The organism is Vibrio sp. V12_P9A6T4 (genome assembly GCF_963874835.1).
GTDB classification, from domain to species: domain Bacteria; phylum Pseudomonadota; class Gammaproteobacteria; order Enterobacterales; family Vibrionaceae; genus Vibrio; species Vibrio anguillarum.
Map to the genome: position 1 here is coordinate 1 of NZ_CAWNJO010000048.1, position 22,306 is coordinate 22,306.

Annotated in this window: 17 protein-coding genes; 9 read left to right on the forward strand and 8 right to left on the reverse strand. The window is 44.9% G+C overall.

What is annotated here, in order from left to right:
• Positions 1 to 122 precede the first annotated feature (122 nt).
• Positions 123 to 1,412, forward strand: coding sequence for an NAD(P)/FAD-dependent oxidoreductase (locus AACQ42_RS07060; RefSeq protein WP_026028144.1), 1,290 nt, complete (start codon positions 123 to 125; stop codon positions 1,410 to 1,412).
• 113 nt (positions 1,413 to 1,525) lie between these two features.
• Here AACQ42_RS07060 and AACQ42_RS07065 read toward each other — a convergent pair whose 3' ends face one another.
• The 4 genes from AACQ42_RS07065 to AACQ42_RS07080 form a co-directional block, all read right to left on the reverse strand.
• Positions 1,526 to 3,595 (reverse strand): beta-prism lectin domain-containing protein, encoded by a 2,070-nt coding sequence (locus AACQ42_RS07065; RefSeq protein WP_094164817.1) that lies wholly within the window; start codon positions 3,593 to 3,595, stop codon positions 1,526 to 1,528.
• Positions 3,596 to 4,004: 409 nt separating this feature from the next.
• On the reverse strand, positions 4,005 to 4,775 hold the full coding sequence (locus tag AACQ42_RS07070) for a peptidoglycan binding protein CsiV (RefSeq protein ID WP_094123642.1): 771 nt from the start codon (positions 4,773 to 4,775) through the stop codon (positions 4,005 to 4,007).
• A 28-nt stretch (positions 4,776 to 4,803) separates the two neighbouring features.
• Complete coding sequence (gene mfd / locus AACQ42_RS07075; RefSeq protein ID WP_094164818.1) at positions 4,804 to 8,265, reverse strand: transcription-repair coupling factor; 3,462 nt, start codon at positions 8,263 to 8,265, stop codon at positions 4,804 to 4,806.
• A gap of 8 nt (positions 8,266 to 8,273) precedes the next feature.
• Complete coding sequence (locus AACQ42_RS07080) at positions 8,274 to 8,843, reverse strand: PilZ domain-containing protein (protein WP_094164819.1); 570 nt, start codon at positions 8,841 to 8,843, stop codon at positions 8,274 to 8,276.
• A gap of 165 nt (positions 8,844 to 9,008) precedes the next feature.
• On the opposite strand from AACQ42_RS07080, the gene lolC reads away from it, so the two are divergent.
• From lolC to lolE, 3 genes are read left to right on the forward strand one after another with little or no spacing between them, the layout of a single operon-like run.
• Entirely contained in the window at positions 9,009 to 10,217 is a 1,209-nt protein-coding gene (lolC, locus tag AACQ42_RS07085) for a lipoprotein-releasing ABC transporter permease subunit LolC (RefSeq protein ID WP_094164820.1), read from the forward strand.
• Positions 10,210 to 10,896, forward strand: coding sequence for a lipoprotein-releasing ABC transporter ATP-binding protein LolD (lolD, locus tag AACQ42_RS07090; protein ID WP_094164821.1), 687 nt, complete (start codon positions 10,210 to 10,212; stop codon positions 10,894 to 10,896). The genes lolC and lolD overlap by 8 nt, the downstream gene beginning before the upstream one ends.
• Entirely contained in the window at positions 10,897 to 12,141 is a 1,245-nt protein-coding gene (gene lolE / locus AACQ42_RS07095) for a lipoprotein-releasing ABC transporter permease subunit LolE (protein ID WP_094164822.1), read from the forward strand.
• Between the two features lie 138 nt (positions 12,142 to 12,279).
• On the opposite strand, the gene AACQ42_RS07100 is transcribed toward lolE, so the two are convergent.
• A complete protein-coding gene (locus tag AACQ42_RS07100; RefSeq protein WP_010319231.1) occupies positions 12,280 to 12,789 on the reverse strand; it encodes a DUF2062 domain-containing protein in 510 nt (169 codons plus the stop codon).
• Positions 12,790 to 12,795: 6 nt separating this feature from the next.
• On the opposite strand from AACQ42_RS07100, the gene AACQ42_RS07105 reads away from it, so the two are divergent.
• From AACQ42_RS07105 to kdsB, 5 genes are read left to right on the forward strand one after another with little or no spacing between them, the layout of a single operon-like run.
• The gene (locus AACQ42_RS07105) at positions 12,796 to 15,039 is read left to right on the forward strand and encodes a DNA internalization-related competence protein ComEC/Rec2 (protein WP_094164823.1); all 2,244 of its coding nucleotides are present in this window, start codon (positions 12,796 to 12,798) and stop codon (positions 15,037 to 15,039) included.
• Between the two features lie 32 nt (positions 15,040 to 15,071).
• Positions 15,072 to 16,820: a lipid A ABC transporter ATP-binding protein/permease MsbA gene (msbA, locus tag AACQ42_RS07110; RefSeq protein ID WP_013856533.1), complete on the forward strand. Its 1,749-nt coding sequence runs from the start codon at positions 15,072 to 15,074 to the stop codon at positions 16,818 to 16,820.
• A gap of 3 nt (positions 16,821 to 16,823) precedes the next feature.
• Positions 16,824 to 17,831: a tetraacyldisaccharide 4'-kinase gene (lpxK, locus tag AACQ42_RS07115; protein ID WP_088728956.1), complete on the forward strand. Its 1,008-nt coding sequence runs from the start codon at positions 16,824 to 16,826 to the stop codon at positions 17,829 to 17,831.
• Positions 17,812 to 17,991: a Trm112 family protein gene (locus AACQ42_RS07120; RefSeq protein WP_013856535.1), complete on the forward strand. Its 180-nt coding sequence runs from the start codon at positions 17,812 to 17,814 to the stop codon at positions 17,989 to 17,991. The genes lpxK and AACQ42_RS07120 overlap by 20 nt, the downstream gene beginning before the upstream one ends.
• Positions 17,991 to 18,743, forward strand: a complete 753-nt coding sequence (kdsB, locus tag AACQ42_RS07125; RefSeq protein ID WP_017045182.1) for a 3-deoxy-manno-octulosonate cytidylyltransferase — start codon at positions 17,991 to 17,993, stop codon at positions 18,741 to 18,743. The genes AACQ42_RS07120 and kdsB overlap by 1 nt, the downstream gene beginning before the upstream one ends.
• 42 nt (positions 18,744 to 18,785) lie before the next feature.
• Here kdsB and AACQ42_RS07130 read toward each other — a convergent pair whose 3' ends face one another.
• From AACQ42_RS07130 to AACQ42_RS07140, 3 genes are all read right to left on the reverse strand, one after another.
• Complete coding sequence (locus tag AACQ42_RS07130; RefSeq protein WP_094164824.1) at positions 18,786 to 19,304, reverse strand: cytochrome b; 519 nt, start codon at positions 19,302 to 19,304, stop codon at positions 18,786 to 18,788.
• A gap of 166 nt (positions 19,305 to 19,470) precedes the next feature.
• Positions 19,471 to 21,009, reverse strand: coding sequence for a SpoVR family protein (locus tag AACQ42_RS07135; protein WP_094164825.1), 1,539 nt, complete (start codon positions 21,007 to 21,009; stop codon positions 19,471 to 19,473).
• A gap of 12 nt (positions 21,010 to 21,021) precedes the next feature.
• Positions 21,022 to 22,293, reverse strand: coding sequence for a YeaH/YhbH family protein (locus AACQ42_RS07140; protein WP_017042294.1), 1,272 nt, complete (start codon positions 22,291 to 22,293; stop codon positions 21,022 to 21,024).
• Positions 22,294 to 22,306 lie beyond the last annotated feature (13 nt).

The window sequence follows — 22,306 nt, forward strand, 5'->3', positions numbered from 1 at the left end:
GTGCTGCGAAGATAGCTTCATTTGCTGAACAAGATTTATCTGAAGCAAGCGCATTACTGAGAATTCCTTCAGTGTGAGATTTCACGCTGAATCATGTTTATTTCTTTTTGAGGATTATTGTTGTGACACGAATTATCGTAGTCGGTGGTGGCGCGGGTGGTTTAGAGCTCGCGACTAAACTTGGTCGCACTCTTGGCCGTAAAAATCGCGCAGAAATCACATTAGTGGATCGTAAAGCAAGCCACTTATGGAAACCGTTATTGCATGAAGTGGCAACGGGTTCATTAGATGAAGGAGTGGATGCGCTAAGCTATCGCGCTCACGCAAAAAATCATCGTTTTGATTTCCAAATGGGTAGTCTTGCTGATATCGATCGTGAACGCAAAGTGATTGTTCTTAGTGAATTGCAAGATGAGCATGGTGAATTGTTAATGCCAAGTCGTGAGCTTGAATATGACATTTTGGTGTTGGCAATCGGTTCAACGTCTAACGACTTCAATACTCCAGGAGTTCGTGAGCATTGTATCTTCCTTGATAGCCCTGAACAGGCAAATCGTTTTCGTACTGAAATGAATAATGAGTTTCTAAAACTTCATGCGAAAAATGGTAACGGTACAGTTGATATTGCGATTGTTGGCGCAGGTGCAACGGGTGTTGAATTATCTGCAGAGCTACATAATGCAGTAAAAGAGCTGCGGACTTATGGTTTTGGCGATCTTGATTCAAGCAAACTGAATGTCAACCTTGTGGAAGCGGGTGAGCGTATTCTACCCGCTCTTCCACCTCGCATTTCTAGTGCTGCGCATAGCGAATTAACGAAATTAGGTGTCAACGTTCGTACTGCGACTATGGTCACGCGAGCGGATAAGGATGGCCTAACAACTAAAGATGGCGAAAAGATTCCCGCTCAGATCATGGTGTGGGCTGCTGGCATCAAAGCTCCGGATTTTATGAAAGAGATTGCTGGTTTGGAAACAAACCGCATTAATCAGTTAGTGGTAAAAAACACCTTACAAACCACAAGAGATGACGATATTTTTGTGATCGGTGATTTAGCACAATGTACACAAGCCGATGGTTCATTTGTGCCACCTCGTGCACAAGCAGCGCACCAAATGGCAAGCCAAGCGTTCAAGAATATTGTTGCTAAGCTTAACGGGCGTGAGCTCAAACCGTATGTTTATAAAGATCACGGTTCGTTGGTTTCATTAAGTCGTTTTTCTACCGTTGGTAGCTTAATGGGTAATTTAACCAAAGGCTCGATGATGGTTGAAGGTCGTATTGCGCGAGTCGTGTACATTTCTTTGTATCGCATGCACCAAATGGCGCTGCACGGTATGTTCAAAACAGGGTTGATGATGTTAGTTGGCCGTATTAATCGTGTGTTGCGTCCAAACTTAAAGCTTCACTAATATTCCCAGCGTACTGGCCATAAAAAAGCCTCGCCTTTGTTAAAAGGCGAGGCTTTTTTTGTCATCCCACCACCACCGCCTTGGGCGATAGTGGTGGTTATATCAAATTCAAGTTATTTAATGGTACTTGAGCGATAAGTGTTATGTGTTAGCCAACTAGGCTGAGCATTGGTTGGTATTGAGCCATCTTGGTTAATGTTTGAGAAATGGAACGAATGTTGGTTCCAAATTCTCGTTGCATTTTCCCATGGTTTATCAGCATCGGCTGATTCATAAACGTAGACGCCGTGGTTGATTGCGCTTTCTTTTGCATAATCATTTGCGACCACAATAAGCGATGCATTGTTGTTGCCTTCGAGATCCGCCACAACAGGATATTCCCACAAGGTGTTCGACGAGTTAGCAATCGTTGCTAATACTGCTCCTGTGCGCCCATCAAGAATACGGACTCTCAGAAGATCTTGTACGATAACTTCATCAATGCCATCACCAGTGAAATCGTAAGCCGAGACACCAATTTTACCGCTGTTATAGTCATCATTTGCTACAGACCAAACTTTGCTACCTTGTGCATTATACATATCAACAGCATGATAACCTGCATAGACAATACCAGTGTTTAGGTAATTATCATTAATGCTTTCCCCAACAACAAACTGAACTGCATTAACGTGTTTTTTGAAGGTAAAGATAGGTTTTGGTTTGCTCCAAACATTTAAGCCTACCAGTTGGGTATTGCTTGGGACTGTGTATCGTTCAGTGGTTGCTTTGCTCTTCATGACAGGAACAGCATAAGGAATCGTTTTAGTTTTCCAAACAGGAGCTAGGTAAGAAACTGTTTTGGTATGCCAGCCAAAGAACCAGTAAGAAACTTGTTTTGTTCTCCACTCCAATCCAAGATATGGAACTTCTTTGGTTCGCCACTCTAATGCTGGGTATTTAAAGGCTGAGTCTTTTGAACCTAACGTTATTTTCGAACCATCATTGAGAGTGAATTCCATCTCGAGTACGCCATATGTCCACCACGTTTTATATTTGCCGTAGGTTACATCGACAGAGCGGACTTTGCTTGCATCAATAGTATGCAGTGAACCGCCTTGACCACCCACCATATTACTTGCTGTTGATCCAATAGCGTCAATCAGATCTCCTGAGCGGATTTTAAGTTGGTTGTCATCTGCTATTTTAACTGGATGGCTGTGATGTAAATGGGTATATCCATAAACAGGGGACTTAGCTATTTCATTGGTAGAGTTAGTTGCTGCATTACCAAGGAAATTAGAGATAGCTTGTACACCACCGCCTGGGTTTTCAAGGTTATTAACCTCCCATTTTACTGAGCCGTCATGCTCTAATACGGCAAAGCTACTATTTTGTGCAGAGCCTTTCGAGGCCGGAACTGATACCACAATTTCTGGTTTATTGTCGCTATCTAAGTTGGCAACGGAAGAAAACCAAACCGTATCATTCGCTTGATATTGCCAAGTAAATGAGCCATCGCTTTTATAAAGAGCGCCGTTTGAAAATACTTCTTGGATACCATCGCCATCCGCATCAAAGCTGATCGGTGATGGAGCCCACTCTAAACTAAATAGCAAACCAGTATCGTAATTATAAACACCATCGGCAGAGAGAATATCAATTGAACCATCATTGTTTAAATCAGATAGTGAAATTGCGCCAACCGAGCGCCATCCTGAAGCACTCTTCAGGATTTGTTTTTTTATCTGACCTTCATTATCTAATATATTGATGTAAGGGCTGATTGTGCTCGTTGTCACAATTTCAACTACACCATTACCATCAAGATCTGCAACAGCAGGAGAGTAGCGAGCATCGGCTATAATGCCACCATTATCGTACGACCAAAGCTCAGAACCATCGATACCACTTAGTGCCCTAACTAATCCACCTTGCGTATATTTATTACCTTCAAAAGTAATAACGATAATATCAGCGATATCATTCTCGTCGATTTTTCCATCACCATTATCATCATTTAACTGAGCAACGATAGGTGCCGCCATAACTTGGTTAGACTCAGGTTTAAATGAACTGCCTTGCCAAGACCATTTTAATTGGGTGTTTATCTCACTAGGGCTTGATGCGATTGCAATGTTACTTGCTGTGATACTGCCTATTGACAGTAGCCCGACCGCACATAACGAAAATTTAGAAGTCATTAGGTAACATCTCTCTCAGTATGTTTGTGTAAATTCCGATTTAAATTGATGTTGTTAACCTGTGCTCTACTTCAACGATAGGTATTACGGTAAATGAGTCGAACATGGCACAACACGAGATGGGGAGATTATCAAGACTTAATAAGAGGGATTCAATCTTACATGGCTCTCATAAATGAGAGGTCTTAAAAATGAAACACTCACTAATGAAATACATTGTCAGTTTAACTTTTAGAAGATCACGTACCCAAACCATTGGAACGGTCTGTAGGAGGGTTGTGTTATTGGTTTTAATAAGAATAGTTAACAACAGAATAGCTCTAACCGGTAAGGATATTAAATCAGTGAGCTAAGCTATATGAGAGATGAATAAAAGAAAAAACGCCCAGGCAGGGCGCTTTGTTAGGCTTTATTCTGCAACGCGGCGAACTTGAATGATCATTCCCATTAATGGATGGTCTAGATAGTGGGTTTCGTTGCTGCGCATACGGCGTTTTTGGTCCATCCGATAGCTCTTTAAAAACTCTTCCTTTTCCACTGTTGGGGAGATAGCTTCTAGGTTCCCCAGTTGAACCTCGGCATTTTGCTCTTCAGGTGTAATATCTAACTCCAATGGTTTACTTTGGAGCATGATTTCTCGCACACTCGGGGCTTTAAGGTCGAGCGTAGTTTCAGCATAAAGATAGTGCTGCACATAGATTTGTAATTTACCGTCGAGTTCGTAAAGGGGACTCGCGATGTTTTGTTCTAGCACACCGTTTACTGGCGATTCTTCTAGTACGGCTACTTTTTCACTGCCGTCAGTATTGAATTTAGCGGAGTAATCTTTACCCGCCTGAATATGGAAAATCGGCGCGGAAGCTCTGCCTTGATCGCCTTGACGCCAAGCCGTATGCAATAGCACTTCAAAGCCGGCGTGGTTTTTCAGTTTTTGTGCTTGGTCGTTAAGTTGGTAGTCGGAAAAAGGCAGCATTTTCACGCCTTTTTCTTGGCGATAGTTTAAGTCACTAAAACTGCCCGCGCGTTGAATATTGATTTCAGGCAATGAGTTAGGCCACGACTCACTGACCTTCTCTGCATCAATTGCACGCTTAAAAATGATCACTTCTATGTCAAATTGCCGTTGTGCCAGACTTGGCATCGAAATAAGCAAAAGTAGGAGTGGGATCAGTTTTTTCATTATGGCTCCATCATTTTTTGTGCGTAATTTATGCTCTAGGCATCAGGTTTTGTTGGAATTCGCTGAGCATACTCGACACAAATTGAATTCGTTCACGTCTATCAGCTAATGGTACAGCAAACTTAAACTTAGTTGGCCCTTCCATTGCAAATTTTTTCGGTTGTGATTGCAGAAGTCTAACCAAAAAGACGGGATTAATGTCAGCATCTGGATAGAACTCAATGTAGCCGCCTTTTTCATGCGCTTCGATTTTCTTCACTTTTATACGTGCAGCATCAATTTTGACTTCAGCAACGCCGAGTAAGTTATTTGCAGCATCAGGTAATTTACCAAAGCGATCAATCAACTCGACTTTGAGCTCGGCGAGCTCATCTCGGCTAGCGACACTCGCTATCTGTTTATACATGGAGAGGCGAGTATTTACATCAGGAATGTAATCATCGGGTAATAGCGCAGGCAAACGCATTTCTACTTCGGTTTGTTCACGAAGCAAATCGTCAAGAGAAGGTTCTCTGCCATTTTTTAATGCTTCAACCGCTTGCTCTAGCATCTCCATATAGAGAGTAAAACCAATCGATTGGATCTGACCGCTCTGTTCATCGCCCAATAATTCACCTGCTCCACGGATTTCTAAATCGTGCGTTGCTAGAGTAAAACCGGCTCCAAGATCTTCAAGAGATGCAATCGCTTCTAAACGTTTCACGGCATCTTTAGTGATGGCTTTAGGATGTGGAGTGAGTAAGTAAGCATAAGCTTGATGGTGAGAACGTCCTACTCGGCCACGAAGTTGGTGTAGCTGCGCTAAGCCAAGGTTATCTGCTCGGTCCATAATGATGGTGTTCGCGGTTGGGACATCAATCCCGGTTTCAATGATGGTTGTGCAAACCAATACATTGAATCGTTGGTGATAAAAGTCGTTCATCACTTTTTCCAGCTCACGTTCACGCATTTGTCCATGGGCGACGGTAATTCGAGCTTCAGGGACCAGCTTTTCTAAATCGGCGGCCACTTTGTCGATAGTTTCTACTTGGTTATGTAGAAAATAAACCTGTCCACCGCGCATGATTTCACGTAATACGGCCTCTCGAATCGTATTGTCATCATGTTGGCGTACAAAGGTTTTGATGGCTAATCGTCGTGCGGGTGGTGTGGCGATAATCGATAGATCGCGCATTCCGCTCATCGCCATGTTTAACGTGCGCGGAATCGGCGTTGCCGTTAGCGTGAGGATATCCACATCAGCACGCATCGCTTTCACTTTTTCTTTTTGGCGAACGCCAAAACGGTGTTCTTCATCAACGATCAAAAGACCAAGATCGCTAAATTTTAGCTCGCTGGAAAGCAGTTTATGCGTGCCAACCAAAATGTCGACTTTGCCGTCGGCGACATCTTGTAGAATCTGCTTTTGCTCTTTCGCTGATTTGAAGCGTGATAAAACTTCGACACGGATCGGCAGGTTAGCAAATCGGTCTCGAAAGTTTTCAAAATGCTGCTGCGCGAGTAAGGTTGTCGGCACTAATACGGCCACTTGTTTATTGTTGTCGGTACACACAAAGGCGGCGCGCATGGCGACTTCTGTTTTGCCAAATCCAACGTCACCACACACTAATCGGTCCATCGCTTTTTTCTGACACATGTCCGATAGCACGGCGTTGATAGCTGTATTTTGATCATCGGTTTCTTCAAATGGGAAACCTGCTTTAAAAGTCGCATATTGGCCACGATCCAGAGCGAACTTATAGCCTGGTTTGAGCTCTCGTTTGGCGTAGACATCCAGCAGTTCCGCAGCAACATCACGGACTTTTTCGGCCGCTTTTCGTCGTGCCTTGGTCCATGCTTCACCCCCGAGTTTATGCAATGGTGCGCTTTCTTCTGCGCCGCCAGAGTAACGACTAATGAGATTCAATGAAGCGACAGGGACATAAAGTTTGGCTTCGTTTTGATACTCAAGGGTGACGTATTCGGTCATCATGCCACCCGCTTCAAGCGTCTGTAACCCGAGATAACGGCCGATACCATGATCAATATGAACAACGGGTTGCCCTGGTTTGAGTTCAGCTAAGTTACGAATGACAGCGTCACTATTGGTGACTTTACGGTCTTTCTTACGGCGAAGAATGACACGGTCACCGAGTAAATCACTTTCGCAGATGAACGCTAAGTTAGCATTGTTATCAATAAAGCCGTGCTCAGATGCCCCTAATACGAGACATTGTTTTTCTTTTGCTTGGCACGCTTGCTGGAAGGTTTCTTTTTCGATAGGGCGCAGTTTTACGCGTTGCAATAGCTCTAGTAATGCTTCGCGACGGCCTTCTGATTCGACGGAAAAAATGATTTTCCCAGTGAAACTTTCACTAAATTGCCGAATGGCGGCTAAAGGCTCTTTATTTTGATGCATGACCGCCAAGTCGGGTAATGCACTGACCGCTAAATTGATCCGCCCTTGCTTTTCTGAAATCGGTTCTACACTGAGTTGTATCTGAGCCACGTTTTTGAAAAGACTGAAAAGCTCATCTTTTTTAAGCCACAATTCATGAGGTGGCAGCAACGGGCGAAGAGGGTCAACTTTACGCTGCTGGTAACGATATTCGACGTCGGTTAAAAACTGGTCAATCGCTGTTTCGATATTTCCTACGACAATTAGTTGGCTTTCTGGCGCGATATAATCGAACAAGGTTTCGGTGTGTTCAAAAAATAGTGGTTGCCAGTATTCAATACCGGCGGGCCAAATCCCCTTTGAGACTTGCATATAGACAGATTCTGGTTCGCGACGCGCTTCAAATCGTTGACGCCAGCGGGTGCGAAAATCTTCAATGGCACTTTCTGTGGTGGGAAATTCATGAGCAGGCAGTAAGCGTATCTCGCTGATCTCTTCAATTGAGCGTTGATTCTCAGGATCGAAGGTGCGTATGGTGTCGATTTCATCATCAAAAAAATCAATGCGATAAGGATCGCTGCTGCCCATTGGAAATAAATCAAGAATCGAACCTCGGCTGGCGTACTCGCCTGGGCCAAACACTTGATCAACATGACGATAGCCCGATTTTTCCAGCTGAAGACGCAGTTTATCTAAGGAAAACTGGTCGCCAGTTTTAACCATCAGGGTATGCTGTAGCAGAAATTCTCGCGGCGTCTGACGCTGCAATATGGTGCTCACAGGCACAATGGTAATGCCTGCTTTCAAGCTCGGTAATTGATACAGGCGCGCGATGCGATCAGAAATGATCTCTTGATGAGGCGAAAAACTATCATAAGGCAAAGTTTCCCAATCAGGAAACAGCGCCACTTCGGCGTCACTAAACTGCTCAATTTCGTGCTGCAGCTTTAAGGCGGTTTGAGGATCAGGTACAGCCAGTAAAGTGTGGCTATTATGCTGGTTGGCCAGCTCTGCAATTGCCAACGCAAGGCTTGCACCACGTAGGTTACCAATGTGTTTTTTGTCGCCCGCGCCAGCAGGTTTAATCAGAGTCAGTAAAGAGTGTGTAGTCATGAGAACGCTTATGGTTTATTTCGGTCTAAAGAGCGTTGACGCAGCAATTTTTGCTGCTGGTACAGTGCGGCTTTAATCAAGAGATCTTGGTCAGTATCTCGCAGTAAATCGTATTTCATCGTGATGAGATAGTGTTGCTCGTCCGCTTGGCAATCAATCACCGAACTATAGCAATAAATAGCGGCTGCAGGGTGGTCCAAAAACAGTTTACAGCGGGCTTGGGTACCAATCTCTAGTGCATTTGGATAACGAAGAGAGAAGCGACTGGCACCAAATGTGCTGGTGATGAAGCGTGAATGTGGCTCATCTTGCTGTGACAGCATAAAGGTTAGCAACAAATTCAATTTCGAATTTTGAGTATCAAGTAACTGAACGACGTGCTTGAAATCACTATTTTTCAGTTCTAGTCGTGCACTTTCGGTGAGTGCATCCAACTGGCTAAACTCACTGGCCACAATAAATGGGGCAGGAATCTCCGCTTCAAATATTGATTGGGAAGGTAGCATAAATGTGTTGTCTAAAAGTTCAATATTGGTTGTCAGTCCATAGTGAACCGTAAAAAATTCTTGCTCGGTCATAAAGGCATCCTTCTCATCGCTTTGTTGATTATCGTCATACCGGCGAACTAATCAAGGTATGTCCTTGTTATCGAGTCTATTTAACCGATTTTTGGCAAATTAAAGCTACAACCTTCCACCGTTTCTCGTTACAGTACTGAGCATCACTTTTAGGCGGTTTTTCTTATGTTTCATCCTATTTCGGCGTTCATTGGCTTGCGTTATTTACGTGGGCGATCCGGTGATAGATTCAGTCGATTTGTCTCTTATATGTCTACGGCGGGGATAACCATTGGCGTGATGTCACTGGTGACGGTGCTTTCGGTCATGAATGGTTTTGAATCCCAGCTCAAAAATAGAATCTTAGGTGTGTTGCCTCAGGCTGTAGTTTCGCAAAACGGCGATCGCACTTTGCTCACGCAAGATGTGCCTCAATTCATTAGCCAGCTCTCTAGCGCCAGAGCGGCTGAACCGATTGTACGCAGTGAAGCGGTTGTTCAAAGCTCATCGCAACTGGCCGCAGGCTTGTTGGTGGGAATTGAACCTAATCAAAATGATCCGATTGCGGCGCACTTGATTGCGGGTCAAGTGAGTGCGCTCAAGCCGGGCGAATATCAACTCTTCCTTGGCCATTCACTGGCGCGGGCGCTCAACGTGACCATTGGCGATAAAGTGCGTTTGATGGTCACTTCAGCTAGCCAATTTACCCCCTTAGGTCGTATTCCTGCGCAGCGTAATTTTACAGTCGCAGGCATCTTCAATACGGGGTCTGATGTGGATGGACAGCTGATGCTGACGCACATCAAAGATGCAGCGCGATTGCTTCGTTTACCATCAAATACTGTGTCGGGATGGCGGCTCTTTTTTGATGATCCTTTTGTGGTCGCAGACCTAGCTAGCGCACCTTTGCCTGGGGGGTGGCAATGGAGTGACTGGCGAGATCAGCGTGGCGAGTTGTTCCAAGCTGTTCGCATGGAAAAAAATATGATGGGTTTGATGCTTGGGTTGATTGTGGGCGTGGCGGCTTTCAATATCATTTCCGCGTTGATCATGGTGGTGATGGAAAAACAAGCTGAGGTCGCGATTTTGAAAACGCAAGGCATGACAGATCAACAAGTACTGTCCATTTTTATGGTTCAAGGCGCGAGTAGTGGAGTGATTGGTTCGCTTGTCGGTGGTGTGTTAGGCGTATTGCTGGCGGATAACCTCAATGGATTATTAGAAAGCATGGGTGTAGCGCTGTTCTCTGTGGGGGGAACGCTGCCTGTAGTGATTAACCCTATGCAAATTATGTTGGTGGTGATAGCAGCCATCACGCTCAGCTTATTCGCGACACTGTTTCCTTCCTACCGCGCGTCATCCGTAAAACCTGCCGAGGCTTTAAGATATGAATAACCTTTTACAATGCCATAACGTATGCAAAACCTACCAAGAAGGGGAGCTACGGACTCAAGTGCTAAAAGGCGTCAGTTTTGGCATTCAAGCGGGGGAGTTAGTCTCAATTATTGGGACTTCTGGATCTGGGAAAAGTACGTTATTACACATTCTGGGTGCACTAGATGAGGCAACCGAAGGTTCAGTGTCGTTTTTAGGTCAGGATTTATCGAGCTTAAGCTCCAATAAACAAGCGAACATTCGCAATCAACATTTGGGTTTTGTGTACCAGTTCCACCATTTATTAGCCGATTTCACCGCTCTTGAGAATGTTGCCATGCCGTTGCTTATTGGTGGCCAAAAAGCATCGCGTGCTAAACAGGCCGCGCAAGCATTGTTAGAAAAAGTGGGGTTGGGACATCGTTTATCTCATCGACCCTCTGAGCTCTCTGGTGGAGAGCGGCAGCGGGTAGCGATTGCGCGAGCGCTTGTCAATCAACCCGATTTGGTGTTAGCCGATGAGCCTACGGGCAACCTTGATCACAAAACGGCGCTGGCGATTTATGATTTGATGCGTCAAATGAATCAAGAGTTTGGCACGGCATTTTTAGTGGTAACGCATGATAGCGAACTTGCTGCAAAAATGGACAGACAGATGCACATGCAAGATGGTTTGCTGACTAATGTGGAGGCACCGTAGATGTTCACCTCGCTCTCTTTAGTGATTGGTCGGCGTTTTAGCCTGGCAAAGCAGCGTAATAAAATGGTGTCGTTTATCTCGCTCTCTTCCATTATCGGTATCGCCGTGGGCGTTGCGGTGATCATCGTGGGCCTGTCGGCGATGAATGGTTTTGAGAGAGAGCTGCAGAATCGAGTGTTATCTGTCATTGCACACGGAGAGTTTGAAGGGGTTCAACAACCCATCGCAAACTGGTCGTCATTAGTCAAGCAAGCCGTGCAGCATCCAAAAGTGGAAGCGGCCGCTCCTTATGTAAAATTGACGGCATTAGCGGAGAAAGGCGCGCAACTGAAAGCGATTGAGGTGCGTGGAATTGATCCGCAAATGGAGCGCGCCGTGTCGCGTTTATCTCAATTTGTCTCTTCCGATGCATGGCAAGGTTTTGTCGCAGGTCAGCAACAGGTCATTTTAGGCAAAGGAGTGGCGGATAAATTGGGCGCGGCAGTCGGTGACTATGTCACTTTGATGATCCCCTCTGCGAATGAGAGCGCTAAAGTTCAAGCGCCAAAGCGCGTGCGCGTCAAGGTCTCAGGGCTTTTGGAACTCAATGGCCAAATTGACCACAGCCTTGCATTAGTGCCATTGGCAGATGCACAAGCTTACGCCAAATTAGGAGAGCGAGTGACGGGCGTTGCTATCAAGGTCTCAGAGGTATTAAATGCAACTCAAATTGTAAGAGAGGTCGGCAATACGCTTGATCAATACGTCTATCTACGCAGTTGGCAGCAAAAATTTGGCTTTTTGTACCGTGATATTCAACTGGTCAGAACCATTATGTATTTGGTGATGGTGCTGGTGATTGGTGTGGCGAGCTTCAACATCGTTTCAACACTTATGATGGCGGTAAAAGATCGTGCGTCTGAAATCGCCATTTTGCGCACTATGGGCGCGACCGATGGATTAGTGAAACGAATTTTTGTCTGGCAGGGTGTTTTCTCTGGTGTATTAGGCAGTGTGATAGGTGGCGTGTTAGGTGTGTTGATTGCGTGGAATTTAACAGCGTTAATCAAAGGATTAGAACGATTAGTCGGCCATCAGTTTTTGTCTGGTGATATCTATTTTGTCGACTTTTTGCCATCACAAGTGAACCTATCGGATGTGGTGCTTGTCTCTTCGACGGCGATTGTGTTGAGCTTATTAGCTACTTGGTATCCGGCCTCTAGGGCCAGTCAACTGAATCCGGCGTCTGTGCTTAGCGCTAAATAATCTCAACTCGGATTCTTTTCGTTCATCAGCATTGAGCTATTTTTAGCAAACAAAAAGGACCATTTGGTCCTTTTTCAACATCATGCGACATCGTTTTACATGCTCAGTTGTATAGCCAGTCTCAATCTCTTGAAGCTTTTATCTCGCTTGGCGCTTTTGCCAGCTTCTTACGACAGAATAGCGCCATAAACCGTGAATGCCGAAGTAGCCGATTATGGCGGAGATCACTCCGCACATCATGCAACCCAAAAGGAATGGCGGACCAATGGTACTCATTTGTTGCATGATAAAATGCCAAGAGAGTTCAAAGTGAAATGGTTGTGGTGGTGTTTGCATTACCCATGCGCCAAGCTTGTAGGCGAAGTAGAACAGCACTGGCATGGTGATGGGGTTGCTAATCCAGACCAAGGCTACAGAAAGCGGTAAATTGACGCCGCACATAATGGCAAGGCCAGCGGACATGATCATTTGACTCGGAAGTGGAACAAAAGCCATGAACAAACCTACGGCGAAGGCGCCCGCTGCTGAGCGGCGGTTCAAACACCATAAATTGGGGTTGTACAGCACATTGCCAAAAATTTTTAATGCCTTCTGACGCTTAATCACTTCATGGTTAGGCATAAAACGTTTGATGAACTTTCTTGGCATCGTGACATGACTCTCTTATCTAATTACTGGACCCTAGCTTCGTTTTCGCTAACCGCCATTTCTGCTTCTTATTGGCCTTGGATGCCAGATTGGAAATGGAGTATGCCTCTATTCGCCATTCTTATACTCTCTGTCGGTTATAGAAAACTGCGCTTTCTCTCAGGAGTAACAATGGCTTTAATGGTCATTGTGATCAGCGGGAACTTATTACGTGAGCAGTCCAACACTATTTTTCAGACAGGTTCGGATATTACCATAAACGGGCAGGTTAACAGCTTTTTTAGACAAATTACTCATGGTTATGAAGGAACAATTTCGATTCGATCAATCAATGGTCAAACCTTAGGCATTTTTTTGCGGCCCAAGGTGCGATTAATTGCTCCTTTACCGTTGAAGTATGGTGACGTGGCTGAATTCTCCATCACAGTAAAACCTATCTTTGGTCGGTTAAATGAGACCGGGTTTGATGCAGAGGCGTACTCTTTGAGCCAAGGTATTGTGGCTCGTGCAACGGTTAATAATGGACAGTCTTATCGCATTGAATCATTACCAGAATGGCGAGCACAATGCTACCAGAAGATCAAAACCTGGCTCGCTGATGATCCCAATCTTGGTATTTTAATGGCGCTTACGTTTGGTGAGCGCAGTGATATTTCAACGGCACAGTGGAAAGCATTACGAGACAGTGGGCTGATTCATTTGGTTGCCATTTCTGGTCTGCACATTGGCATCGCGTTTGGTTTTGGTTATAGCCTTGGGCTCGTATTGATGCGTTTGCATCATCGCATGGGGTGGTCGCCATTCGTCGTAGGAAGCTTGTGCGCACTAGGCTATGCTTGGTTGGCTGGCTTTACCTTGCCCACTCAACGCGCGCTCATCATGTGTTTGCTCAATGTGGCGATGATTGTCCTCAATGTCCGTATCAATACTTTGCAGCGACTGCTTATGACGTTATCGGCGGTGCTGCTTATCGATCCTTTTGCTGCGTTATCCAGTAGCTTTTGGATGTCCTTTATTGCTGTCTCGGTTGTGTTCTACCAACTTTCTCTACCTCAAACTCAGCGATTTTTTTTATGGCGTTTATTGACGATGCAGATTGGGTTAGTGCTGTGTATGCTTCCGGTAACCGCTTATTTTTTCGGTGGGGTCAGTACCAGTGCGGCGCTCTATAACTTAGTGTTTATTCCTTGGTTCAGTTTTGTGGTGGTTCCGGCGATCTTTGTTGCTTTAGTGTGTACGGTTTTGACTTTTGATGGCGCACCTATGGTGTGGCATTGGGTGGCCAAATTACTCATTCCAGTTGATTGGTCAATACATTATTCAAGCCTCAGTTGGTTTCCTATTTCTGGGGCTGTTTTGGCTCTGTTGAGCAGTGCTCTGTTGCTGTTTGTGTTTTCACCGTTGATCTCGCGTTTTGCACTGGCGGTTTACAGCATCATTGTGATGGTTTCTTGGCTCACCATTCCGATAAAAACAGGTTGGCGGATTGATGTGTTAGATGTTGGGCATGGGTTGGCAGTGTTGATCGAAAAAGAAGGACGCTACGTGCTTTATGATACTGGTGCAAGTTGGCAAGGTGGTGATCACATCCAAGCAACAGTTGCCCCCGTGTTAAACAAACGGGGAGCTACGCAATTAGACGGGTTGATTTTGAGTCACTTGGATAACGACCATGCAGGTGGAAGAGCGGAAGTTGAGCGTGTTTGGCAGCCCAAATGGAAACGTGCTAGTCAAACGATAGCGGGTTACCAACCTTGTATTGCTGGCGAACAATGGCAGTGGCAACAACTCTCTTTTGATGTTATCTGGCCACCAAAAACTGTAGCGCGGGCTTACAATCCTCACTCTTGTGTGATTCGAATCTTTGACCCAAATACCGGTTTTTCAGTGCTTTTACCCGGGGATGTGGATGCTATGAGTGAGTGGTTACTTGCGCGAACAGAGCAATCCTTACAAAGTCATATCCTGCTTGTACCACACCACGGTAGTAGGACATCTTCTACTGTTGCTTTGATTCGTAAGGTGAATCCTGAGGTCGCTATTGCCTCGCTCGCCAAAGGCGGACGCTGGCAATTACCTTCCGCACAGGTTGTTCAACGCTACCAACAACATGGAGCAAACTGGTTGGATACGGGTGAAGCAGGGCAAATTAGCGTTATTTTTGGCATGCAGAATTATCAAGTTAGCAGCTTGCGTATCTCTCGCTCTCAGGCTTGGTATAGGCAGATGCTCCGTAACGAGGTAGAATGAGCGCAATATTTTCTTAAAAACAAAGCATTTCTATGTCACTCAATACTGACGAAACCACTTGGCAAACCTTCAAACGCCTGTGGACCTATATCCGCCTATATAAATCTGGCCTAGCAGTTGCGGTTGTCGCATTGATTATCAATGCGGTCTCTGACACCTATATGGTGTCGTTACTTAAGCCTCTTCTAGATGAAGGATTTGGTAATGCGGAATCCGATTTTTTGCGAGTGCTGCCTTTTATTATTTTGGGGATGATGGCGCTACGTGGTTTAAGTGGCTTTGTCTCCTCGTACTGCTTGAGCTGGGTTTCTGGCAATGTTGTGATGTTGATGCGTCGAAAAATCTTCAATCAATTCATGCACATGCCTGTCAGTTTTTTTGATAGAGAATCAACGGGTGGTCTGTTATCACGTATCACCTATGATTCAGAGCAAGTGGCTGGGGCGACCAGTCGTGCATTGGTCAGCATTGTTCGCGAAGGTGCGAGTATCATCGGCCTATTGACCTTGATGTTTTGGAATAGCTGGCAGTTATCTTTGGTATTAATCGTGGTTGCGCCAGTGGTTGCGATGGGGATTGGTATTGTCTCTAAACGTTTTCGCAAGATCTCAAAAGGGATGCAGACCACCATGGGTGATGTGACCTCTTCAGCAGAGCAGATGCTAAAAGGGCACAAAGTCGTACTGAGCTATGGTGGACAAGACGTAGAGCGTAAACGTTTTGACCATGTCAGCAATCAAATGCGTCAACAAACAATGAAGCTGGTTGCGGCGCAGTCCACTGCTGACCCTATTATTCAAATGATTGCTTCTTTAGCACTTGTCACTGTGCTGTTTTTAGCCAGCGTTGATTCTATTCGTGCCGAATTAACACCAGGTACTTTTACGGTGGTGTTCTCGGCAATGTTTGGCTTGATGCGACCACTGAAAGCGTTAACGAGTGTTACCTCCGATTTCCAACGTGGTATGGCGGCCAGCCAAACATTATTTGAGCTGATTGATTTAGAAACCGAGCGCGACACTGGCCAGTTTGAAGCCGAAAAAGTACGTGGTGACGTTAGAGTTCAGGATGTGACCTTTACTTATCAAGGTAAAGAAAAACCAGCGCTGTCTCATGTGAGCTTTGAGATTCCTCAAGGTAAAACGGTCGCGCTTGTTGGGCGTTCCGGCTCAGGGAAAAGTACTATCGCGAGCCTCTTGACTCGTTTTTATGATGTCGATTCAGGTGCTATCTATCTAGATGATCATGATATTCGCGATTATAAACTGAAGAACTTGCGCACCCACTTTGCGCTGGTTTCGCAAAATGTTCACCTCTTCAACGATACCATTGCCAATAATATTGCTTACGCGGCAGAAAATGAGTATACGCGTGAGCAAATTGAGCACGCGGCTAGGCTTGCTCATGCCATGGAGTTTATCAATAACATGCCTGATGGCTTGGATACCATGATTGGTGAGAATGGAGCCAGTTTATCGGGTGGTCAACGTCAACGAGTAGCGATTGCTCGAGCGTTATTACGTGATGCACCCGTACTTATCCTAGATGAGGCGACTTCTGCGTTGGATACAGAATCTGAGAGAGCGATTCAATCAGCACTTGAAGAGCTACAAAAGAATAAAACGGTATTGGTCATTGCGCACCGCTTGTCGACGATTGAAGAAGCCGATGAAATTCTAGTGGTCGATGAGGGTGAAATTATCGAACGTGGTCATCATGCTCAGTTAATTGCACAGGATGGGGCGTATGCCCAACTACATCGAATTCAATTTGGTGACTAATCAGTGATTGAAAAAATCTGGTTCGGACATCACCCAGCGTGTTTTTTGTTGTGGCCACTGTTGTGGCCACTGAGTGTCTTGTTTCGGTTGGTCAGTCAAGCACGTAAGCGAGCATTCCAAGCGAACAAAAAAGAGCGCTATAAGGCTCCCGTTCCTGTGGTGGTGGTGGGTAATATTACTGCGGGTGGTAATGGTAAAACACCGTTGGTTGTATGGTTAGTGGAAGCTTTACAAGAACAAGGCTTCAAACCAGGAGTTGTTTCGCGTGGGTATGGTGGTAAGGCTCCGGTTTATCCATTAGTGCTGCAAAGTGATACGCCAACCGCTCACTGCGGTGACGAACCTAAATTGATTCACCAGCGCACGGGGGCTCCGGTTGCTGTTGCACCAAAGCGCTCACAAGCAGTGCAAGCCCTGCTTCCGTTGGGTGTTGATGTGATCATCACTGACGATGGCCTTCAGCACTATGCATTGGAGCGTGATCTCGAATTTGCAGTCGTGGACGGCGTTCGTCGCTTCGGTAATGAGCAGTTCATGCCTTTAGGTCCGTTAAGAGAGCCACTCTCTCGGTTATCGGAAGTTGATTTTATTGTGACTAATGGCGGTCAAGCTCAATATGGCGAATTGGCTATGCACCTTTCACCTAGCTTAGCCGTTAACTTAGTGACAGGTCAGCAAGCGCCAGTGAGCCAGTTAGCTGCATTAGTGGCTTTTGCTGGCATTGGTTATCCCACGCGCTTTTTCAATACATTAGAAGCTTTAGGTGCAAAGACGGTATTGACCCAAGGTTTTGCGGATCACCGAGAGTATCAATATTCAGAATTAGAGGCGCTTGCGCAACATGGAGCAAACGTCATCATGACAGAAAAAGACGCAGTGAAATGTGCGGCCTTTGCACAAGAAAACTGGTGGTATCTTCCCGTTTCTGCGCAATTTAGTTCGCCAGATGAAAGGCGTATTTTGGACAAAATAAAAGAGGTAATGGAGTCATATGGATCACCGTCTGCTTGAAATTGTAGCTTGCCCTGTATGTAAAAGTAAGTTGACTTATGATAAAGAAAATCAAGAGCTTATTTGTAAGTTAGATCGTTTGGCCTACCCAATAAAAGAAGGGATTCCTGTGTTGCTTGAGCCAGAAGCGCGCAGCATGACGATGGATGAGGGGCGATAATGGCTTTCACCGTTGTTATCCCTGCTCGTTATCAGTCAACTCGCTTACCTGGCAAACCTTTGGCTGATATCGGCGGTAAACCCATGATTCAGTGGGTTTATGAGCAAGCGTTACAATCGGGAGCTGAGCAGGTCGTTATTGCTACTGATGATGCTCGTGTTGAAGCGGCTGTCCATGCGTTTGGTGGCAATGTTTGTATGACATCATCACATCACGAGTCCGGTACTGAGCGTTTAGCCGAAGTGGTGAAATTAATGGGCATTGCCGATCACCACATTATTGTTAACGTACAAGGTGATGAGCCACTCATTCCACCGAGCATCATCAAGCAGGTCGCTAACAATTTAGCCAACAGTAGCGCGCCGATGGCGACTTTAGCGGTTGAAATTACTGATCAAGCTGAAGTGTTTAACCCTAACGCGGTTAAAGTGGTAACAGATCAAGAGGGTTACGCGCTGTATTTCAGCCGTGCGACAATTCCTTGGGATAGAGACAATTTTGCAGCTGGTGGTCAAACGGTGATTCAGCCATTGCTACGTCATATTGGTATTTACGCTTATCGGGCTGGTTTCATCAATACTTATATCAACTGGCAACCCAGTGTACTTGAGAAAATTGAGTGTTTAGAGCAGCTTCGAGTACTGTGGTATGGTGAAAAAATTCACGTTGCCGTTGCTAAAGAAGCACCACCTGCAGGGGTAGATACACCAGAAGATTTAGAGTTAGTGAGAGCGATAGTAAGCCAACGTTAGCTAAAAAAGGAGCAATTATGCTCCTTTTTATCACCGAGTTAATTACGGTTTTATGCGTGCCATGACCTGATCTTTTACGATGAAGTGATGATAAAGAGCCGCTGCGATATGACCACCGATAACAGTCAATACAATCACCTGCATTACTTCACCGTGTAAAGCTTTCCCTATGTTATAAAGCCAATCACTCTTACCTATCAATGAGGGAATAGCATCGCCTGCCAGAGTTAATGTCCGACCTTTTCCTGCAAAACGAAGATAACCACTGATTGGAACAAGCAATGTAAGGAGGTAAAGGGCAGCATGCGCTCCATATAGCAGTTTCTGCATGAGGTCACTTTCATACACTGGCGCTGGTGCTGTTGTGCTTAGTTTTACGGCTAAACGAATCATCGATAATCCAAAAACAGCGACTCCAAACCATGCATGTAAGTTCAGCCATAACACTCGCATTTCGCTACCTTTATCGGAGAATGAACGAAATGAATCGCTTAAAAACAGCAATACGAACAGTAATGCTATAACCCAGTGTATAGCGATGATGATTTTGTTGTGCTTCATTAGTTAAATACCCTTATAAATATTGGTGATTTTATTTAAGCAAATATTTAATGAATGAAATGTGAACAAAGCTGTAAGGATGTATTACAAATATTTTTTTAATAAAAAATGCGCAACGAATGAGGTCGCGCATTATGACGTCGATATTTAAGGTAACGACTTGTTCTTATGTGTCACGTTCGCCGTGTGGTGGGCAAGTCGCTAAAATTTCACGTCGGCCACTCTCTTTGACTTCCTCTAAAATGACATCAAACCCCCATAAGCGGTAAAGGTGTTTTAGTACCTCATGGCTGCTTTGATCTAAAGGAATTCTGTCGTGTGGAACGTGTTGAAGCGTCAGTGAACGATCACCACGAACATCCACGTTATAAACTTGAATATTCGGTTCTAAATTACTGAGATTGTACTGTGCCGCAAGCTTTTCACGGATGGCGTGATAGCCAATATCATCGTGAATGGCACTAACTTCAATGAAATTTTTGCGATCGTCATCCACAATGGCAAACAGCTTGAAATCGCGCATTACTTTAGGTGAAAGATACTGGCTAATGAAGCTCTCGTCCTTAAAGTTGTGCATAGCAAAATGAAGCGCATCTAACCATTCTGTGCCAGCAAGCTCAGGAAACCATTCCCTGTCTTCATCGGTTGGCTCTTCACAAATACGTTTAATATCTCGGAACATAGCAAAGCCAAGTGCATATGGATTGATGCCACTAAAATAGGGGCTGTTGTAAGAAGGTTGTGCGACGACACTGGTGTGGCTGTGTAGAAACTCAAGAATGAATTTCTCAGAAACAAAACCTTCATCATAAAGGTGATTCAAGATAGTGTAGTGCCAGAATGTGGCCCAGCCTTCATTCATCACTTGTGTCTGTTTTTGTGGGTAAAAATATTGGCTTATTTTCCTCACAATACGAACGATCTCCCGTTGCCATGGCTCAAGCAGTGGCGCATGTTTCTCAATGAAATAAAGAATGTTTTCTTGTGGCTCACTTGGAAAACGAACTTTAAGATCTTCTTCTTTGGTTTTTGCTTTGGGCACGGTGCGCCACAGTTCATTAACTTGTGATTGTAGATAGGCTTCGCGCTCTTCTTGACGTGCTTTTTCTTCTGCTATCGATATTTTTTCAGGTCGTTTATAGCGGTCAACACCATAATTCATTAACGCGTGGCATGAGTCGAGCAGCGATTCGACTTCGGGTACGCCATATTTTTCTTCGCATTCTGAAATGTAGTTTTTGGCAAACAAGAGATAGTCAATGATAGAACTCGCATCCGTCCAAGTTTGGAAAAGGTAGTTGCCTTTGAAAAACGAGTTGTGACCATAGCAAGCGTGCGCCATCACTAAGGCTTGCATAGTGACGGTGTTTTCTTCCATTAAATAGGCAATGCATGGGTCTGAGTTAATAACGATCTCATACGCGAGCCCCATTTGGCCATGTTTGTAACCTTGTTCCGTTTGAATAAATTTTTTGCCAAATGACCAGTGGCTGTAATTAATCGGCATGCCAATGCTGGAGTAGGCATCCATCATCTGCTCGGAGGTAATAACTTCAATTTGATTAGGGTAAGTATCGAGACGATAAAACTCAGCTACCCGGCGTATTTCAGTATGGTATTTCTCCAAAAGCTCAAACGTCCAGTCAGGTCCGTCTGGTAACAATTTGCTCTTGCGTTTTGAAGTACCTTTCGCTTTTGTTGTCATTAGTATGCCTCCCTAAGCTGTTTCCTTTTGGAATAGCTCCCTAAATACAGGGAATATGTCATCCACGGTGCGAATGTTTTTAATCGCAAAATTGCCAAATGAGGGTTGTAATTTTTCGTACTCGTGCCACAAGGTTTGGTGTGAGCGACGAGTGATTTCAATATAAGCGTAATACTGGCAATATGGCAGAAGCTTATTGGTGAGGAGTTCTTTACAACGAGGCGAATCATCAGCCCAGTTATCACCATCGGATGCTTGAGCTGCGTAGATATTCCATTCGCCGAGAGGGTAGCGTTGTTCAATGATTTCATGCATTAATTTCAGTGCGCTAGAAACAATCGTGCCGCCGGTCTCTTGAGAGTAGAAGAACTCGTGCTCATCCACCTCTTTGGCTTGCGTATGGTGACGAATAAACACCACTTCGACATTTTCATAAGTGCGAGTTAAAAATAGATACAGCAACACGTAAAAACGTTTGGCAATATCTTTAGTCGCTTGATCCATTGAACCCGACACATCCATTAAGCAGAACATAACAGCTTGGCTCGATGGAATGGGGCGTTTTTCAAAGTTTTTGAAACGTAGGTCAAACGTATCAATAAACGGCACACTTTCAATTTTTTTACGCAACGCTTCGATTTCTTGCTTAAGTCGCTTCTCTTCTAATACTTGAGCGGGCTCTCTATTTTGAATGCGCAGTAACTCTTCTTCTAATTCCCCCATTAAACGACGTTTTCCCGCTGTCATTGCGGTGCGGCGAGCTAGTGATTGTTGCAAAGAGCGAACTACAGCGATGTTCGACGGTACACCTGCCGTTTTGAAACCCGCGCGATGAGTTTTCCATTCTGTAATCTTATTGATTTGATTTTTTTCTAGATTAGGCAATTCCAGATCTTCAAACAGTAGATCAAGATATTCATCTTTAGAGATTTGGAAAATAAATTCATCTTGGCCTTCGCCATCAGCACTCGCATCACCTTGTCCTGAACCATTGCCTTGTCCGCCACCTTTAGGTCTCTCAATTTTATCACCAGTAATAAACTGGTCATTACCTGGGTGAACCCGTTCTTTCAGGCCGCCTTTTCCTTGATGAAACACGGGTTCTTTGATGTCGTGATTTGGGATCGACACATCTTCGCCAGACTCGGTGTTGGTGATGGAGCGACGATTCACTGCGTCTGCAACAGATTCTTTGATCTGCTCTTTATGACGGCGTAAAAAGCGTTGTCTATTGACCGCGCTTTTGTTTTTACCGTTCAATCTTCTATCGATAAATTGCGCCATGAGTATCCCCTTG

What these genes read in the sequence shown, in the direction of transcription:
- AACQ42_RS07065 (WP_094164817.1), bottom strand. Translation starts at nt 3,595, where the DNA reads ATGACTTCTAAATTTTCGTTATGTGCGGTCGGGCTACTGTCAATAGGC.
- AACQ42_RS07070 (WP_094123642.1), bottom strand. Translation starts at nt 4,775, where the DNA reads ATGAAAAAACTGATCCCACTCCTACTTTTGCTTATTTCGATGCCAAGT.
- mfd (WP_094164818.1), bottom strand. Translation starts at nt 8,265, where the DNA reads ATGACTACACACTCTTTACTGACTCTGATTAAACCTGCTGGCGCGGGC.
- AACQ42_RS07080 (WP_094164819.1), bottom strand. Translation starts at nt 8,843, where the DNA reads ATGACCGAGCAAGAATTTTTTACGGTTCACTATGGACTGACAACCAAT.
- lolC (WP_094164820.1), top strand. Translation starts at nt 9,009, where the DNA reads ATGTTTCATCCTATTTCGGCGTTCATTGGCTTGCGTTATTTACGTGGG.
- lolD (WP_094164821.1), top strand. Translation starts at nt 10,210, where the DNA reads ATGAATAACCTTTTACAATGCCATAACGTATGCAAAACCTACCAAGAA.
- lolE (WP_094164822.1), top strand. Translation starts at nt 10,897, where the DNA reads ATGTTCACCTCGCTCTCTTTAGTGATTGGTCGGCGTTTTAGCCTGGCA.
- AACQ42_RS07100 (WP_010319231.1), bottom strand. Translation starts at nt 12,789, where the DNA reads ATGCCAAGAAAGTTCATCAAACGTTTTATGCCTAACCATGAAGTGATT.
- AACQ42_RS07105 (WP_094164823.1), top strand. Translation starts at nt 12,796, where the DNA reads ATGACTCTCTTATCTAATTACTGGACCCTAGCTTCGTTTTCGCTAACC.
- msbA (WP_013856533.1), top strand. Translation starts at nt 15,072, where the DNA reads ATGTCACTCAATACTGACGAAACCACTTGGCAAACCTTCAAACGCCTG.
- AACQ42_RS07120 (WP_013856535.1), top strand. Translation starts at nt 17,812, where the DNA reads ATGGATCACCGTCTGCTTGAAATTGTAGCTTGCCCTGTATGTAAAAGT.
- kdsB (WP_017045182.1), top strand. Translation starts at nt 17,991, where the DNA reads ATGGCTTTCACCGTTGTTATCCCTGCTCGTTATCAGTCAACTCGCTTA.
- AACQ42_RS07130 (WP_094164824.1), bottom strand. Translation starts at nt 19,304, where the DNA reads ATGAAGCACAACAAAATCATCATCGCTATACACTGGGTTATAGCATTA.
- AACQ42_RS07135 (WP_094164825.1), bottom strand. Translation starts at nt 21,009, where the DNA reads ATGACAACAAAAGCGAAAGGTACTTCAAAACGCAAGAGCAAATTGTTA.
- AACQ42_RS07140 (WP_017042294.1), bottom strand. Translation starts at nt 22,293, where the DNA reads ATGGCGCAATTTATCGATAGAAGATTGAACGGTAAAAACAAAAGCGCG.